Source organism: Novosphingobium rosa NBRC 15208 (assembly GCF_001598555.1).
GTDB lineage: Bacteria > Pseudomonadota > Alphaproteobacteria > Sphingomonadales > Sphingomonadaceae > Novosphingobium > Novosphingobium rosa.
In genome coordinates this window covers 77,842-92,914 of record NZ_BCZE01000012.1, presented here as the reverse complement: position 1 = coordinate 92,914, position 15,073 = coordinate 77,842, and the positions used below count along the sequence as shown (strand labels likewise).

Annotated in this window: 15 protein-coding genes; 7 read left to right on the top strand and 8 right to left on the bottom strand. The window is 65.2% G+C overall.

Annotated features, from left to right (window positions below):
* Positions 1 to 148: 148 nt before the first annotated feature.
* Positions 149 to 589 carry a type II toxin-antitoxin system RatA family toxin gene (locus SR3_RS05940; RefSeq protein ID WP_068082169.1) on the bottom strand — a complete coding sequence of 147 codons (441 nt, stop codon included), beginning with the start codon at positions 587 to 589 and terminating at the stop codon, positions 149 to 151.
* A 1-nt stretch (position 590) separates the two neighbouring features.
* Positions 591 to 1,577, bottom strand: coding sequence for a lipoyl synthase (gene lipA, locus SR3_RS05935; protein WP_068082166.1), 987 nt, complete (start codon positions 1,575 to 1,577; stop codon positions 591 to 593).
* Positions 1,578 to 1,722: 145 nt separating this feature from the next.
* Between lipA and SR3_RS05930 the strand changes: the two genes are divergently transcribed.
* The gene (locus SR3_RS05930) at positions 1,723 to 2,376 is read left to right on the top strand and encodes a carbonic anhydrase (protein WP_068082162.1); all 654 of its coding nucleotides are present in this window, start codon (positions 1,723 to 1,725) and stop codon (positions 2,374 to 2,376) included.
* A 49-nt stretch (positions 2,377 to 2,425) separates the two neighbouring features.
* On the opposite strand, the gene SR3_RS05925 is transcribed toward SR3_RS05930, so the two are convergent.
* The 3 genes from SR3_RS05925 to SR3_RS05915 form a co-directional block, all read right to left on the bottom strand.
* Positions 2,426 to 3,589: a GGDEF domain-containing protein gene (locus SR3_RS05925; protein ID WP_068082159.1), complete on the bottom strand. Its 1,164-nt coding sequence runs from the start codon at positions 3,587 to 3,589 to the stop codon at positions 2,426 to 2,428.
* A 94-nt stretch (positions 3,590 to 3,683) separates the two neighbouring features.
* Positions 3,684 to 7,931, bottom strand: a complete 4,248-nt coding sequence (locus SR3_RS05920; RefSeq protein WP_245653792.1) for a bifunctional nitrate reductase/sulfite reductase flavoprotein subunit alpha — start codon at positions 7,929 to 7,931, stop codon at positions 3,684 to 3,686.
* A 196-nt stretch (positions 7,932 to 8,127) separates the two neighbouring features.
* A complete protein-coding gene (locus SR3_RS05915; RefSeq protein WP_068082156.1) occupies positions 8,128 to 8,472 on the bottom strand; it encodes a hypothetical protein in 345 nt (114 codons plus the stop codon).
* 138 nt (positions 8,473 to 8,610) lie between these two features.
* On the opposite strand from SR3_RS05915, the gene SR3_RS05910 reads away from it, so the two are divergent.
* Both SR3_RS05910 and map read left to right on the top strand, forming a co-directional pair.
* Positions 8,611 to 8,838 carry a ParD-like family protein gene (locus tag SR3_RS05910; protein ID WP_068082152.1) on the top strand — a complete coding sequence of 76 codons (228 nt, stop codon included), beginning with the start codon at positions 8,611 to 8,613 and terminating at the stop codon, positions 8,836 to 8,838.
* Between the two features lie 2 nt (positions 8,839 to 8,840).
* Entirely contained in the window at positions 8,841 to 9,599 is a 759-nt protein-coding gene (gene map / locus SR3_RS05905) for a type I methionyl aminopeptidase (RefSeq protein ID WP_068082149.1), read from the top strand.
* Positions 9,600 to 9,603: 4 nt separating this feature from the next.
* Here the strand turns inward: map and SR3_RS05900 are convergent, their stop codons facing one another.
* From SR3_RS05900 to cobU, 3 genes are read right to left on the bottom strand one after another with little or no spacing between them, the layout of a single operon-like run.
* Positions 9,604 to 10,353 carry an adenosylcobinamide-GDP ribazoletransferase gene (locus tag SR3_RS05900; protein WP_218018761.1) on the bottom strand — a complete coding sequence of 250 codons (750 nt, stop codon included), beginning with the start codon at positions 10,351 to 10,353 and terminating at the stop codon, positions 9,604 to 9,606.
* On the bottom strand, positions 10,350 to 11,351 hold the full coding sequence (gene cobT / locus SR3_RS05895) for a nicotinate-nucleotide--dimethylbenzimidazole phosphoribosyltransferase (protein WP_068082147.1): 1,002 nt from the start codon (positions 11,349 to 11,351) through the stop codon (positions 10,350 to 10,352). Before cobT ends, SR3_RS05900 begins: the two co-directional genes overlap by 4 nt.
* Positions 11,351 to 11,848 (bottom strand): bifunctional adenosylcobinamide kinase/adenosylcobinamide-phosphate guanylyltransferase, encoded by a 498-nt coding sequence (gene cobU, locus SR3_RS05890; protein ID WP_068082144.1) that lies wholly within the window; start codon positions 11,846 to 11,848, stop codon positions 11,351 to 11,353. The genes cobT and cobU overlap by 1 nt, the downstream gene beginning before the upstream one ends.
* 83 nt (positions 11,849 to 11,931) lie before the next feature.
* Between cobU and SR3_RS05885 the strand changes: the two genes are divergently transcribed.
* Genes SR3_RS05885 through bluB form a run of 4 tightly spaced genes read left to right on the top strand, consistent with a single transcriptional unit; the run spans position 11,932 to position 15,071 of the window.
* Positions 11,932 to 12,510: a histidine phosphatase family protein gene (locus SR3_RS05885; RefSeq protein ID WP_068082141.1), complete on the top strand. Its 579-nt coding sequence runs from the start codon at positions 11,932 to 11,934 to the stop codon at positions 12,508 to 12,510.
* A complete protein-coding gene (gene cbiB / locus SR3_RS05880; RefSeq protein WP_245653791.1) occupies positions 12,507 to 13,484 on the top strand; it encodes an adenosylcobinamide-phosphate synthase CbiB in 978 nt (325 codons plus the stop codon). Before SR3_RS05885 ends, cbiB begins: the two co-directional genes overlap by 4 nt.
* Positions 13,474 to 14,448: a threonine-phosphate decarboxylase CobD gene (gene cobD, locus SR3_RS05875; protein WP_068082137.1), complete on the top strand. Its 975-nt coding sequence runs from the start codon at positions 13,474 to 13,476 to the stop codon at positions 14,446 to 14,448. The genes cbiB and cobD overlap by 11 nt, the downstream gene beginning before the upstream one ends.
* Positions 14,448 to 15,071, top strand: a complete 624-nt coding sequence (gene bluB, locus SR3_RS05870) for a 5,6-dimethylbenzimidazole synthase (RefSeq protein WP_068082133.1) — start codon at positions 14,448 to 14,450, stop codon at positions 15,069 to 15,071. The genes cobD and bluB overlap by 1 nt, the downstream gene beginning before the upstream one ends.
* Positions 15,072 to 15,073: the final 2 nt, after the last annotated feature.

Below are 15,073 nucleotides of genomic sequence, written 5' to 3'. Positions count from 1 at the left end.
TTCCAGGGGGCTCATGGGGGTGATCTCTCCGTCTCGTCTGGTGGCTGAACGGCTGCTTAGCCCTTCCCGTCCTTGAGAATTGTTCTTTTACGACAACGCCGGCCAACTCTCTGGGACTCGGCCGGCGTTGCTGTGTCCTGCTGCGGCTTCAGACCGCCGGAGCGCCGTAAAGATCGGCGGCGCGGGCCTCGAAAGCCTCGACCATCTTGCGGAAGGCGCGGTCGAAATACTGGCCCGCGATGCTTTCGAACAAGGCGTTGCGGAAGCTGAAGGTCACGTTGAAATCCAGCTCGCAGCCACCCTCCACGTCGCGGAATTCCCAGCGATTATCCAGATCGCGCATCGGGCCATCGACATAGTGGACGGTGATGACGTTGGGGCGTTCCTTCACCACCTTGCTGGTGAACTTCTCGCGCAGCATCTTGAAGCCGACCAGCATGTCGGCGATCATCTCATGCCCATCGTCGCTGCGCACGCGGGTGGCCACTACCCATGGCAGAAACTCGCCATAATGCGCGACATCGGCGACCAGATCGAACATCTGCTGGGCGCTGTAAGGCATGCGCCGCACTTCATGAATGCCCGGCATGTTACTTGCCGCCCGCCAGCGCGGCCTGAGCCGCCTGTGTCGCCGCTTTTTTGGCCAGCTGCGCCTCACGCGCGGCACGCATTTCGGCGAAATCCTCACCCGCGTGATAGGACGAGCGGGTCAGCGGGCTGGCCGCCACCTGCAGGAAGCCCTTGGCCCGGGCAATCGCGCCATAGGCGGCGAAAGCCTTTGGGGTGACGAACTCCTTCACCTCGGCATGCTTGGGCGTGGGGCGCAGATACTGGCCCATGGTCAGGAAATCGATGCCGGCGCTGCGCATGTCGTCCATCACCTGATGGACCTCCAGACGCTCCTCGCCCAGACCCAGCATGATGCCGCTCTTGGTGAAGATCATCGGATTGTGGCGCTTCACCTCCTCCAGCAGACGCAGCGAGGCATAATAGCGCGCGCCGGGGCGGATGGTGGGGTAGAGCCGGGGCACCGTCTCAAGATTATGGTTATAAACGTCCGGACCGGCAGCCACGATCGCCTCGATGGCGGGCAGCATCTTGTTGCGGAAGTCCGGCGTCAGGATCTCGATGGTGGTGTTGGGCGTGTTCTTGCGCAGCTCGTTGATGACCTTCACGAACTGGCCCGCGCCGCCGTCGGGCAGATCGTCACGGTCCACCGAGGTGATGACGATATGCTCCAGCCCCAGCTTGGCGGCGGCTTCGGCCACATGCGCGGGCTCGAGCGGATCGACCTTGCGCGGCATGCCCGTCTTCACATTGCAGAAGGCGCAGGCGCGGGTGCAGACATCGCCCAGGATCATCACCGTGGCGTGCTTCTTGGTCCAGCATTCGCCGATGTTGGGGCAAGCTGCCTCTTCGCACACCGTGTTCAGGCTCAGCTCGCGCATCAGGTCGCGGGTCTTGCCATATTCCTTGCTGACCGGCGCTTTCACGCGAATCCAGTCGGGCTTGCGCTGGATTGCGGGGCGTTCAGGGTTCTGTTCGGCGGGCTGAGGCGCGGTCGAGAGGTCGTTCATGTGTGCCAGATAGGCGCATGCGCGGCGCCTTTCCAGAGGAAAAGCGTCTTAAGACTTGCGCGCAATGCAAGCCTGCTTGCACCAAAGGGCATGGACGGAAAGCCGCCTCTTGCATGGGGGGCGTTCTGGTGGATAAAAAGCGCCTATGAGCACGGACGCTACCCCCCCACTCGACCGCCTTCTGGCCGGATACCGCCGTTTTCGCGAATCGGGCTGGAACCCGCATCGCGACCGCTGGCAGCAGCTTGGCGAAGGCCAGCAGCCCGAGGTGATGGTGATCGCCTGTTCGGACAGCCGCGTCGATCCCTCTCAGATTTTCGATGTCGATCCGGGCGAGATTTTCGTGGTGCGCAATGTGGCCGCCATGGTGCCGCCTTTCGAGACGACGCCGGGCCTGCACGGTGTTTCCGCCGCGCTGGAATTTGCGGTGCAGGTGCTGAAGGTAAAAGAGGTTCTGGTGCTGGGTCATGGTCTGTGCGGCGGCTGCAAGGCGGCGCTGTCTCAGGATCTGCACGGCACCGAGCCGGGACAGGGCGGCTTTATCGCCAACTGGATTTCGCTGCTGGATGAAGCACGCGGGCCAGTGGTGGAGAAATACGGCACGAAGGGCCGCGAGGCCGAGCGCGCGATGGAGCTGGCCGGGGTGAAGGTCAGCCTTGAGAATCTGCGCAGCTTCCCCTGCGTGCGCGAGAAGGAAAAGAGCGGAGAACTGACGCTGCGCGGCGCCTTCTTCGCTATTTCCGATGGCGTGCTGCATGTGCTGGATGAGGCCACGGGCGAATTTGCCCCGGCAAGCTAAGGTTTCAGGCTGGACATGAAACAGGGCGTCGGGACACCGGCGCCCTTTTCTATGCCGTCAACGCGTGGTCCAGATCGACGCGCACGCAGTCGCGCCCATCCCGCTTCGCACGATAAAGCGCGAGATCGGCACGCTCGATGCAAGTGGTGAGCAGATCGCGCGGGCCGATTTCCACCGCGCCGAAGCTGGCAGTCGGCATGGTAAACCCAAGCGCGTCATCGTCCTGATCCGAGGACAGGGTGATGCGCAGTCGATTGAGCAGATCGCTGACCTCGCTCGCATTCACGCCCGGCAGCAGCAACACGAATTCCTCGCCCCCGGCGCGCGAGACCAGATCGCCCTGACGCAGCCCTGATTGCAGGCGGCGGGCAAATTCGCTGAGCGCCAGATCTCCGGCGGCATGACCGAAACGGTCGTTGATCGACTTGAAATGATCGAGATCCACCACCGCCACGCAAACCGGCGTGCGGCTGCGGCGGCATTGCGCCTTGACCCGCCGCGCCGCTTCCTCGAACCCGCGGCGGTTGAGCAGCCCGGTCAACGGGTCGACAATCGCCAGATGGCGCATGCCATGGGCCAGATCCTCGGCCAGCAGGAACAGGGCGAACAGGCCGATGCCTGTCAGGCTGGCGGGCACGCCCAGCACATAGACGGCATGATAGATCTGGCTGCTCAGCGCGCCCCACGGGTCGGTCATCAGGCCCAGGATGGTCAACGCGCCGAAGAAGGCCATGAACAGGCTCATCATCGCCAGCGTGGTGCCCCCTTGCGCCAGTTCGCGCTCCGGCCCGCGCCGCAGCGCGCGGATCGAGAAGAACAGCATCACCACCACATAGGCGGTGACCACCGGATGATGCACCGGCTTGTCCGGAAACCGCACGACAAGCACGCCGCAGCCCAGCGCCATGATCGCCAGGGAGCCCAGAAACCAGCCCTGCTCACGCAAACCGCTCCGCTCGCGAAAGCCCAGCGCGACCAGCGTGGCGCCGGATAAAGACGCAGTGCAAGCCACCAGATTGGCGACCGTATGGCTTCCCGGCGTCAGCAGCCGCATCGCCATCAGCGTGTGATCCAGCGCGATCAGGGCGAAGGCGCTGGCCCAGTAGGTGGCATGGCGCACGCGCCCAAAGCGCTGAAAAGCAGCCAAAAGCGCGATGGCGAGAAGCAGGCTGGTGCTGGCGACGCCGAAAAATGCAAGCGCAAGAACGGTCATGGTCGGGGCCTAGCAGGATCGCAGCGCGATCCAAAGGCCTCTCATCTCCTTTACGCAAGTTTACATTTGAAGGATCGTGTTTTTCAGAAACAAATCAATAGACATCGCGCAGATAGCGTTTCGACTTCTGCATGGCGGTGAGATAATCGCGGGCGCTGGTGTCGCTCATGCCGCCATGTTGGGCGATGATCTGGCGCAGCGCCTTGTCGACATCCCTGGCCATGCGCGAGGCATCGCCGCAGACATAAACATGCCCGCCCTCATCCAGCCAGCGCCAGAGTTGCGCGCCTTCCTCGATCATGCGGGTCTGGACATAGATCTTTTCGGCCTGATCGCGCGAAAAGGCCAGGCTGAGGCGCGAAAGGTGCCCGCTACGGGTCCAGCTTTCGATCTCTTCGCGGTAGTAGTAATCGCTGGCTTCATGCTGTTCGCCGAAGAACAGCCAGTTCCTTCCGCGCGCGCCACTGGCCTGACGGTCATGAAGAAAACCCCGGAACGGCGCAATGCCCGTGCCTGGCCCGATCATGATCGCGGGCGCCTCGGGATCGGCGGGCGGGCGGAAATGCGCCGAAGGTTGCAGGAAGATGCGGCATTCCTCGCCTTCCGCGCGGTCGGCCAGAAAGCTGGAGCACACCCCCATCCGCGTGCGCAGATCCTGCATCCAGCGCACGACGGACACGGTCAGCTGAACCTCATCGGGCTGAACGCGCGGGCTGGAGGAAATCGAATAGAGCCGGGGCTGAAGCGGCTTGAGAACATCGACCAGTTCCTGCGCGGACAGTTTCACCGCCGCGCCATGCAGCACATCGGCCCATTGCCGGCCCCACAGCCAGTTGTCGAGCTGGGCCTTCTCGCCCGCCAGCAGAGGCACGACATCGGCCTGCGGATCGCGCCGGGCCACCAGCTCCAGCAAAGGCCGGGTCACCCTGGTGATATCGAGATGATAGGCCAGCGCCCAGCCCAGCGGCATCTCGCCCTTGCCCGGCAGGATCACCGGGGCCATCGCATCCAGCTCCAGCCGCAGCAGCACTTCCGCAATCAGATCTGAGCAATTGACCGGCCAGACGCCCAGCGCGTCGCCTACCTCATAGGTCAGCCCGCTGCCCGCCAGATCGAAGCCGAACTGCCGCACATCCTTTTGCGAGGACAATCCGCTCAGCCGCCGGTTGGTGATCAGCCGCGTGGAGAGCGGGGCTTTGCGATCATACATTGCCTGATCGGGTTTAGGCGTGGCAGCAGCAGCGGCAGGCCGCTCCATCACGGCCAGCATGGCATCCAGATTTTCCGGTCCGGGGGCGACAGGCAGCGGAGGAGTCATGTCCGCACCCTTGTCCGGTTCACCGTCGCTGGTCAGGCTGGCCACGGCCTTTTCCAGCCAGCCTTGGGCCGCATCCTCACCATCAGGCTCGCAATCCACGCGTTCAACCAGACGACGCCCGCCGAGCGCTTCCAGCCTTGCGTCCAGCTTGCGACCGAAGCCGCAGAACTGGTCATAGCTGGAATCGCCAAAGGCCAACACCGCGAAGGACAGGGCCTCAAGCCGGGGCGCGGCCTCCTCGCTCAGCGCATCCCAGAAGGCACCGCCATTGTCGGGCGGATCGCCATCGCCGAACGTGCTCGCCAGCAGGAGCGCATGGCCCGCTCTGGCCAGATCGGCAGGCGTTACCTCATCCATGGAAATCAGCTTGGCAACGAGCCCTTGCTCGCCAAGAAACGCGGCGACCTTTTCCGCAAAGGCCTCGGTATTGCCCGTCTGCGAGGCCCAGAGCACCAGCACCTCTTTCGAGGCAGCACCAACCGGAGCAGCCACCATCACCCCGGTCGCCTCACCCTCCAAAGGCTGAGCCATGCTCCCCGCCCGCGATACCATCCCCGCCAGCAAGCCATTGACGAAATTCAGCTTCGCCCCGGCAAGCGGCGCCGTGGCAGGCACCACCGGCATGCTGCCCGGCGCGGCGGCGCCCGGCACTCTCAGCCCGGCGGTGAAGCCGGAGAGGTAATGCTGCTCCTCCACCGAGAAATCGGGGATCGACCGGGGCAGCCCCAGAACATCGACAAGCGCGTCGGCAAGAGCATGAGGCATAAGGGTAAAGTCCCGGGAGGTGGCTTCAGGGATGGCTGTCTTGGCGGGCGCTGCATCGGGCGCAGCTTCGGCGGGGCCGGAAAGCCGCGTCAGCGCCACGGCGGAGAACTTGAATTCGGGCTGCATCGAGATCGGGTCGATGGCGTCGCTGGTGACCGCATTGATCGCCAGATCCTCGCCGAACACATCGTTCCAGTGGAAGGGCGCAAAGGCATTGCCTGGCCTCACCCGGTCGGTCACCACGGCGGGCAGCACCGCCCGGCCCCGGCGTGAACGGATTTCCACGCGATCCTTTTCGGCAATGCCCAGCGCCCTGGCGTCTTCGGGATGGAGTTCGATAAAGGGGCCCGGGTTCAGCTTGTTGAGCGTGGGCACCTTGCCGGTCTTGGTCAGCGTGTGCCACTGGTGCTGCAGCCGCCCCGTGTTGAGGATCAGGGGGAAATCGGCATCGGGCATGTCCGCCGCGTCTATATGCGGGCGCGGCAGGAAGAAGGCCTTGCCCCGCTCCGTGGGGAAAGCGATGGCGGGCGTGGCACCATCCTCGCCCTTGCGCAGCGTCTGGCTGATGCCGTCATTGAGATAACGCACCGGGTTGCGATCCTGCTCCGCATCGGGGGCGCAGGGCCATTGCAGCGGGGTTTCGCGCAGCCTTTCGTAACTGGCGCCGCGAATGTCATAGCCGGTCTTCGGGTTCCAGAACTGGCGGATTTCCTCGAACACCTGCCCGGCATCGGCATAGGTAAAGCCCTGCTCATACCCCATGGCGCAGGCGACGCGGGCGATGATCTGCCAATCGGCCATGGCCTCGCCCGGAGGGGCCACCGCCTGCTGCATCAGCGTCATATTGCGTTCGGAGTTGATCATCACCCCTTCCGCCTCGGCCCAGAGGGCGCCGGGCAGGATGATATCGGCATAGCGGTTGGTCTCGGTATCGACGAAAGCATCCTGAGCGATGACCAGTTCGGCCTTCTCCAGCCCGGCGATCACGGTCTTGCGGTTGGAAACGCTGGCCACCGGATTGGTGCAGATGATCCAGCACGCCTTCACCTTGCCCGCCGCCATATCCTCGAACAGGGCGATCGTCCCCTTGCCCGCCTCCTTCTTCAGCGTGCCCGGGGCGATGCCCCATGCACGTTCCACAAAGGCGCGATCCTTGGCGCTGAGCGTGGCGCGCTGCCCCGGCAGGCCCGGCCCCATATAGCCCATCTCGCGCCCGCCCATCGCATTGGGCTGTCCCGTCAGCGAGAAAGGCCCGGCGCCGGGGCGGCAGATCGCGCCCGTCGCCAGATGGAGGTTGCAGATGGCATTGGTGTTCCAGGTGCCATGGGTGCTCTGGTTGAGGCCCATGGTCCAGCAGCTCATCCAGTTGGGCGCGGCGCCGATCATCGCGGCGGCCTGGCGCAGATCCTCCTCGGGGATGCCGGTGATCCGCGCCACCTTGGCGGGCGGGTAATCGGCCAGAAAATCCGGCATCGCCTCCCAGCCTTCGGTGTAGCTGGCGATAAATTCCGGATCGGTATGGCCTGCCGCATGCAGCAGATGCAGCAGCCCGTTCATCAGCGCCAGATCGCTGCCGGGTTTCACCTGAAGGAACAGATCGGCCTTCTCCGCCGTGGTGTTGCGCCGCGGGTCGACAACGATCAGCTTCGCCCCCGCCTTCACCCGGTCCATCATCCGCAGGAACAGGATGGGGTGGCAGTCGGCCATATTGGCGCCGATCACGAAGAACAGATCGGCGGAATCGAAATCCTGATACGATCCCGGCGGCCCATCCGCCCCGATGGACAGCTTGTAACCGCTGGCCGCGCTGGCCATGCAGAGGCGCGAATTGCTCTCGATGTTGTTGGTGCCGATAAAGCCCTTGCACAGCTTGTTGGCGAGGTACTGCGCCTCCAGCGACATCTGCCCCGAGACATAGAAGGACACCGCATCGGGCCCGTCGCGGTCGATGATGCCGCGCAGGCCCTGAGCAGTGCGCGCGATGGCCTCCTCCATCGGGATCGCGCCCTGATCCTTGCCGTCGGCGAGGCGGGCATAGGCCTTGTCCGCCCGCCCCGGCGCGGTGACAGGCACATTGCACGAACTGCCCTTGGTGCAGAGCCGCCCGAAATTGGTGGGGTGGCTCTTGTCGCCTGAAACCTTGGTGATCCGCCCCTGTTCGACCTGCATGACGATGCCGCAGCCCACGCCGCAATAGGGGCAGACGCTCTTTACCTGCCTTGCGATTTCAGCCTTGATCGTCGCGGTGTCGATCGTCACGGTGGGCCCCAAACACAAAAAACGCCACCGAACGCAGCCCCAGGGCTGGATCGATGGCGTCGTTGCCATATCGTCAATTCATGCCCCTTCCCGGGGCGAAACCTTCGTCAGACATCTTCGCACTGACGAACCTGATTATCCTTTCACAGAAGGGCCTTGGCCGCAAGTCCCTTTGTGCGGCGCAGCATTGCCGAAATTACGCCGCTTTTTCAGGAGATTTCTGCCTCAATACGACATTTGGCCCAGCCCCGAAGCCGCGCATCACCGCAAAGCCCAGAGCGCCCAGAACCACCACCACATCATTGGCGATCGAACAGCCGATCCCCTGCAGAAAACCGCTGGCAAAGCCCATCAGCCCCGGCGCATTGGGCCCCACCCCCAGATCGGGCAGCACCCCGCTCGCCGCCGCCAGCCCCATCAGCAGCGAGGCCGGAAGCCAGAAGCAACTGCTCAGCGTGATCCCGATCCGGCAGATCGAACCCAAGGTGAGATCGGAGAGTCTCACAGCAGACGGGCGCGACGCATGGGCATTGTCGATCATGGCATCCCCTTTGACGAAAAGCTCATGGCAGGCGCCAGGCCTGTCAATCGCCGCGCGGCCAGTCGATGCGCTGGCTCGCCGGATTGACCGGAATATACGAATCGTATATGTTTCGCATATTGGAACACGGAGGCTCCCATGGGCATAGTCAAGATCGACGACCAGCTTCACGAGGACATCCGCCGCGCCAGCGCGGTGATGTGCCGCTCGATCAACGCTCAGGCGGAATTCTGGATGAAGATGGGCATGCTGGCCGAAGCCAACCCCACCCTCTCCTTTCAGGAAATCGTCAAGATCCAGCTGGAACAGGCGCAGATCACCCTGCCCTCTCCGGATGCGCCCATCGCTTCTGTCATGGCGGCCTGATCATGGTTAAAACCCCGGAGGAACTGGCGCTGATGCGGATCTCGGGCCGTCTGCTGGCCCGCGTCTTCGAGATGCTCGATACGCTGGATCTGGCGGGCCGTTCCACCATGGAGGTCAACGATCTGGTCGAGCGTTTCATCACCGTCGATCTGGCGTCGCGCCCGGCCAGCAAGGGGCAATATGGCTTCAAATATGTGCTGAACTGCTCGATCAACCATGTGGTCTGCCATGGCGTGCCCGACACAGACACGATCATCCGCGCCGGCGATATCATCAACCTCGATATCACGCTGGAAAAGAACGGCTTTATCGCCGATTCCAGCAAAACCTACATGGTAGGGGAGGTCAATCCGGCCGCCCGGCGTCTGGTGCGCGTGGCGCAGGAGGCGATGTGGCAGGGCATCCGTCAGGTCCGCCCCGGCGCCACGCTGGGCGATATCGGCCATGCCATCGAGCGGCACGCCAAGAAGCACGGCTACACGGTGGTGCGCGAATATTGCGGCCACGGCATCGGCCGTGAGATGCATGAGGAGCCCAACATCCTTAATTACGGCCGCCCGGGCACGGGGCAAACGCTGAAGGAAGGCATGGTCTTCACCATCGAGCCGATGGTTAACCAGGGCAGTCGCATGGTCGAAACCGAAGACGACGGCTGGACGGTGGTGACCCGTGACCAGAAGCTCTCGGCCCAGTTCGAGCATACGGTCGCGGTGACTGCCTCAGGCGTCGAAGTGCTGACCCTGCGCGCCGACGGCCAGTAAGGGTTCAAGCAGGGATCGACAGCAGGGCCAACCAGCCTGCGATCTCACCCACCACCTGCATGGTGCCCAGCACATCGCCGGTCTGCCCGCCGATCTGGCGCCATGCGATCAGGCCCGTCAGCGCCACCGCAACGGCCATCACCAGCCCCACGATCAACCCCGGCACAAACTCCAGCCCGGAAACCAGCGCCAAAGCACCCAGCACCAATCCCATGCCAAGCCGCACCACGCCGACACCGGAGGCAGAACGCCCCAGCCCATCGGCCCGCGCCACCGGCATCACCGCCAAGGCGCCCACCAGCAGAGCACGACTGGCCACCGACAGCGCAAGAATCCGCCAGACATCGCCAAGCTGGGCCAGCAGCAACCACCGCAACCCCAGCGCCATCACCAGAGCCATTGCGCCATAGCTGCCGAGGCGGCTGTCCTTCATGATCTCCAGCTTGCGTTCACGGGTCTGGCCGCCGCCGAAGCCATCGGCGACATCGCCCAGCCCGTCTTCATGCAGACCTCCCGTGGCCAGCAGTCCGGCCACCAGAGCGACGCCCGCCGCCACCGGCGCAGGCCAGCCCAGCGCTTGCCCCAAGGTGAAGATGCCGCCGACAATCGCCCCCACCGCCAGTCCGGCCAGCGGAAAGGCCCATGCCGCCTGAGCCAGCGTGGGCACCTCACCGCGCAAACGCCCGGCGGGCAGCCTTGTCAGCAGCATCAACGCCACCTGCGCTTCGGAGCAGCGGCGGCGCAAAAGGGTCACGCCTCGCTCACTCCGGCCTCGCCGAAGGTGGCCATGCCATTGTGGCACTCCAGGGCCGCACGCACGATGCCCAGCGCCAGAGCCGCGCCCGATCCCTCGCCCAGACGCATATCGAACTCCAGCACCGCGCGCTTGTTCAGCGCCGAGAGCAGGCGCCGATGGCCCGGCTCGGCGCTGGCATGGCCGATCAGGCAATGGTCCAGCAGATCGGGCGAGACGCCATGCAGCACCGCCGCCGCCGCCGTGCAGATAAAGCCGTCGAGGATCACCGGGATGCGCCTGGCGCGGGCCGCCAGCACCGCGCCGCAGATTGCCGCCTGCTCGCGCCCGCCAAGGGCGGCCAGACGCTGCATACCCTGTGCATCGCCATGGCGTTCCAGCCCTTGCGCGATCACCTGAGCCTTGCGTTGCATGCCTGCACTGTCAGCACCCGTGCCCGGACCGACCCAAGCTGCCGGTTCGCCGCCGAACAGCGAGCAGGCCAGCGCCGCAGCGATGGTCGAATTGCCAATGCCCATTTCCCCCAGCACCAGAATATCCGCTTCGGGGTTCACCGCTTCGGCACCCCGCGCGATGGCGGACAGCGTGTCGGCCTCGCTCATGGCGGGGCCCTGGGTGAAATCATCGGTCGGGCGGTCCAGATCGAGGGCGATCACCGAAAGATCGGCGCCAGAGGCCCGGCAAAGCTGGTTAATCGCCGCCCCGCCATGCTCGAAATTGGCGACCATCTGCACGGTCACCTCGCTGGGATAGGGGCTGACGCCGTGGACGCAGACCCCATGATTGCCGGCAAAGACCAGCGCCTGGGCATGGTTAATCGCCGGACGCGGCGTGCCGCGCCATCCGGCCATGAATTCGGCGATCTCCTCAAGCCTTCCCAGCGAGCCGGGGGGCTTGGTCAGGCTGTTCTGCCGGGCGCGGGCGGCCAGCGCGGCAACCTCATCGAAACGGGGGGCATTGCGGGCGAAATCGGCAACTTCGGCAAGACTGGCAAACATCACTTCACCTTCATGGGCAGTCCGCAGACCGCCAGAACAACCTCATCGGCCATGGCCGCGACGCGCTGGTTGAGCAAGCCCGCTTCATCACGAAAGGTGCGCGCCAGCGCATTGTCGGGCACGATGCCGCCGCCAACCTCATTGGTGACCAGTACCACGGGCGAGGTTCGCGCGGCCAGAGCCTCCGGCAGGCCCTGCTCCCGCCAATCACGTTCGGCCAGCATCATGTTGGTCAACCACAGCGTCAGGCAATCGACCAGACAGGGGGCATGATCGCTTTCGCGCAAGGCATCCGCCAGATCGAAGGGAGCGTGCAGATTGCGCCATTCCGGCCCGCGACGGGCCTGGTGGGTAGCTATGCGCTGCTCCATTTCGGTGTCGAAAGCCTGCGCCGTGGCGATATAGGTGGCGTGACCGGTGAAGCCCAAGGCATGGCCTTCCGCGATGGCGCTCTTGCCGGAGCGGGCACCGCCGGTCACCAGAATTATCCGCGCCATGCTGTGGGTTGCTCCATCAAGTGCTTGCCGAATCATGCGCAGAGAAACCAGAAGCACGTCCAACTCAAGAGGAGATATGCCTTTTGGCATCCGCGCCGCGCCACGAACTGCTGCTGATCCGCCATGCCCCGGCCCTGAATGAGGGCCGACTGGCCGGGCGGCGCGACGTGCCCGCCAATCTGGGCGATGGGCAGGCCCTGGCGGCTTTGCGCGGCTTTTTGGGGCCGGTGGATCGGGTCATAACCAGCCCCGCCCTGCGCTGCCGCCAGACGGCGCAGGCGCTGTGGGCGGACATGGCCATGGCCGAAGATGCCCGCCTGTGGGAACAGGATTTCGGCGCATGGGAAGGCCTGCCCTTTGCCGAAATCCCCGATCAGGGCGCCTTGCCTCCCGAAAAGCTGGTCCGGCTTGCCCCGCCGCAAGGCGAGAGCTTTGCCGACCTTTACGCCCGCGCCGCCCCCGCCCTCGTCGAAATCGCCACCCTTCCCGGGCGCAGCGCCATCGTCGCCCATGCCGGAACGATCCGCGCCGCTCTGGCCATGGCATGCGGAACCATGGGGCCTGCTCTGGCGTTCAGCATCGATCCTCTGTCGATCACGCGGCTGATCCCCTGCGGCCAGCAATGGGCGATTGGCTACGTCAATCAGAAAGCCTGCCCATGATGGCCCTGCATGCCACGCAGATGCTGATCGGACTGACGCTGGAAGCCATGCTGGGCTGGCCGATGGTCCTCTATCGCCTGATCGGCCATCCGGTCAGCTGGCTGGGCCAGCTGATCGCTCTGGGCGACCGGCACTGGAACGACGAAAGCGAGGATGACGACACCCGGCAGTCCAAAGGCACCATGCTGGCCCTGAGCATCATCCTGCTGGCCGGAGGCGTGGCGATGGCGCTTTCCCTGCTGCTGGTGCGCGACTGGACCGGTGCTGTGGTCGGCGGCATTCTGGCCTGGCCGCTGCTGGCGGCGCGCTCCCTGCACGATCATGTCGCCGCCGTGGCCGAGCCGCTGGCCGCTGGAGATGTGCCCCGCGCGCGCAAGGCGGTCTCGATGATCGTCGGGCGCTCGCCCGACAGGCTGGACAAGCCCGCCATCACGCGCGCCGCCGCCGAAAGTCTGGCGGAGAACACGTCGGATGGCGTGATCGCCCCGCTGTTCTGGGGTGTGCTGCTGGGGCTGCCGGGGATCGCGGCCTATAAGGCGATCAACACGCTGGATTCGATGATCGCCTATCGCACCACGCGCCATCTGTTCTTTGGCCGCACCGCCGCGAAAATCGACGATATCGCCAACTGGATTCCCGCGCGGCTGACGGGCCTGCTCTATGTGCTGGCCAGCAACCGACCTGCGACAGCTCTGCGCGTGATGCTGTCGGATGCCGGCAACCACCGCTCGCCCAACGCCGGTTGGCCCGAGGCCGCCTTTGCCGGAGCCCTGGGCATCCGCCTGTCCGGCCCGCGCCTCTATGCCGAGGGGCCGAGTGAAGACCCATGGCTCAATGGAGAAGCTCCCGATCCCGCGCCCGCCAATCTGCTGGCCGGGCTGAAGCTTTATCGCCGCGTGGTGGGGCTGGCGGCGCTCTGCGCGGCGACGCCTTGTGTGATCGCCTTATGGAAGTTCCAGAACTATGCGGCGTGACCATGGCGGCGATCTGGACCGCGCGCGCGCCAGCCGCGGCGGCGATGACTGGATCGACCTGTCAACCGGCATCAACCGCGTGCCCTATCCCGTGCCTCCCCTGCCCCCCGAGGCATGGACAGCCCTGCCCACCGCCAGCGCACGCGATGCCCTGCTCAAAGCCGCCGCACAGGCCTATCGCACCCCAGCGCCGATGGTGGCGCTGGCCGGGGCTCAGGCCGCGATCCAGATGCTGCCAATGGCGCTGGGCGCGGCTGGCGGTACAGTGCGCGTTCTCTCCCCCACCTATAATGAGCATGCCGCCTGCTTCACCGCCGCCGGCTTCATGGTGGAGCCGGTCAGTGATCCGGGGGATCTTGCGGGGGGCGCCATCGCTGTCGTGGTCAATCCCAACAATCCCGATGGCCGCCTGATCGCGCCTGCCGATCTTCTGGCCCTGCGTGACAAGGTCGGCTTGCTGGTGGTGGACGAGAGCTTCGCCGACCCCTTGCCCGAGATGTCGCTGGCGCCCCATGCCGGAGAGCCGGGGCTGGTGGTGCTTCGCTCCTTCGGCAAGTTCTACGGACTGGCGGGCGTGCGGCTGGGCTTTGCACTGGGCGATGCGCAGATCATCGCCCGGCTGACCGCCATGGCTGGCCCCTGGCCCGTGGCGGGCCCGGCGCTGGAAATCGGCGCCACCGCGCTTCAGGACGCCGCATGGGCGCGGGCGACCACGCGGCGTCTGGTTCATGAGGTCGGGCGGATCGATGCACTGACGCAGACCCATGGCTGGACGCTGGTGGGGGGCACCCATCTCTTCCGGCTCTATGACACGCCCGGTGCCGCCGCCGCTCAGGATCATCTGGCCGATCATCGCATCTGGAGCCGCATCTTTCCATGGTCATCCCGCTTGATCCGTCTGGGTCTGCCGGGCATGGAGAGCGAATGGCGGCGCCTTGCCGCCGCGTTTGGGCAAGCGGATTGATGGATTTCACGCAGGACGAGGCCAACACGCTGGAGCGCATCATGCGCTGGCGACGCGATGTGCGCCACTTCCGCGACACAGCCTTGGATGAAGCCCGGATCGAACGCCTTCAGGCGGCGATGGATCTGGCGCCATCTGTCGGCAATGCCAGACCATGGCAGGTGATCCGCGTGGAGGATGCCGGGCTGCGTCAGGCCGTCCATGACAATTTCCTCGCCTGCAATGCCGAGGCGGCGCAGGCCTATGAGGGTGAGCGCCTTTCGGAGTACAACCGGCTCAAGCTGGCCGGGCTGGACAAGGCGCCGCTGCAACTGGCGGTGTTCACCGTCAGCGATCCGGCCGAGGGGCATGGGCTGGGCCGCCACAGCATCCCCGCCACGCTTCAGGCCTCGACCGCCATGGCGATCCATACGCTGTGGCTGGCGGCGCGGGCCGACAATCTGGGGCTGGGCATGGTGTCGATCCTCGACCCCGAAGCCATCGAGCGCCTGCTGGAGGTGCCCGATGGCTGGGCTTTCTCGGCATGGCTGTGCATCGGGCATCCGGAATTTGTCGATGATACGCCGCTGCTGCATCGCGCGGGCTGGCAGGAAAACCACAGCCATGCATGGCTGCGGCGCTGAGC